The 1,529-nt window shown below is 44.7% G+C and carries 1 protein-coding gene; it reads right to left on the reverse strand.

Features of this window, described 5'->3' with window-relative positions; genetic code table 11:
* Positions 1 to 1,529: VCBS domain-containing protein (locus G3R48_RS16980; protein ID WP_212593418.1), on the reverse strand; the 1,529-nt coding region annotated here is incomplete at both ends.

Here is a 1,529-nt window from a genome sequence, read left to right on the forward strand (position 1 = left end):
CTATCTGAATCGCCATTAGCTAAATCCACTGTAATATCAGCCGGATCGTTAGCACCAACAATGGTGATAGTAATGTTGTGGGTTGCAGTGCCATCGGCTGAGGTTACTGTGATCGTGCGAGTTAAGGTTTCACCTTCCGTCAGTGATTGCACATCGATATGATCGTTGTTTAAGACGTAATCCCAGTTACCGTCAGCATCAATACTAAATGAACCGTAATTGCCATCTGCGACATCGGTTTGTACTTGGAATGCGGCTTGACCGTTATCAACATCGCTAATGGTTAAAGTGCCAGATACTGCTTCTAGGGTATTGCCATCAACATCGCTTGCACCATCTTCAGTAACCATTCCTGAATCGCTATCACCACTGGCTAGATCGACTGTAATATCAGCCGGATCGTTAGCACCAACAATGGTGATAGTGATGTTATGAGTTGCTGTACCATCTGCAGAAGTTACAGTAATTGTACGGGTGATCGTTTCACCTTCCGTCAGTGATTGCACATCGATATGATCGTTGTTTAAGACATAATCCCAATTGCCGTCAGCATCAATACTAAATGAACCGTAATTACCATCTGCAACATCAGTTAGTACTTGGAATGCTGCTTGACCGTCATCGACATCTGAAATTGAAAGAGTACCTGAAACTGCTTCGACAGTATTACCGTCCGCATCGCTTGCACCATCTTCGGTGACAGTCGCACTATCTGAATCGCCATTAGCTAAATCCACTGTAATATCAGCCGGATCGTTAGCACCAACAATGGTTATAGTGATGTTGTGGGTTGCAGTGCCATCGGCTGAGGTTACTGTGATCGTGCGAGTTAAGGTTTCGCCTTCAGTCAGTGATTGCACATCGATATGATCGTTGTTTAGTACGTAATTCCAGTTGCCATCAGCATCAATACTAAATGAACCGTAATTACCGTCTGCAACATCAGTTTGTACTTGGAATACCGCTTGACCGTCATCAATATCTGAAATTGAAAGAGTGCCTGATACTGCTTCGACAGTGTTGCCGTCCGCATCGGTTGCACCATCTTCGGTAACAGTTGCGCTATCTGAGTCACCATTAGCTAAATCCACTGTAATATCAGCCGGATCGTTAGCACCAACAATGGTGATAGTGATGTTGTGAGTGGCAGTGCCGTCAGCTGAGGTTACTGTAATTGTACGGGTGATCGTTTCACCTTCAGTCAGTGATTGCACATCGATATGATCGTTGTTTAGTACGTAATCCCAGTTGCCATCAGCATCAATACTAAATGAACCGTAATTACCGTCTGCAACATTGGTTTGTACTTGGAATACGGCTTGACCGTCATCGACATCGCTAATGGTTAATGTGCCTGAAACTGCTTCGACAGTGTTGCCATCAACATCGCTTGTACCATCTTCAGTAACCATTCCTGAGTCGCTATCACCGCTGGCTAAATCCACTGTAATATCCGCAGGATCGTTCGCGCCAACAATGGTGATAGTTAATGTTTGAGTTTCGCTTTCTGTGCCATCGGATGCGGTATA

Source organism: Shewanella intestini (genome assembly GCF_018221465.1).
Lineage (GTDB): Bacteria > Pseudomonadota > Gammaproteobacteria > Enterobacterales > Shewanellaceae > Shewanella > Shewanella intestini.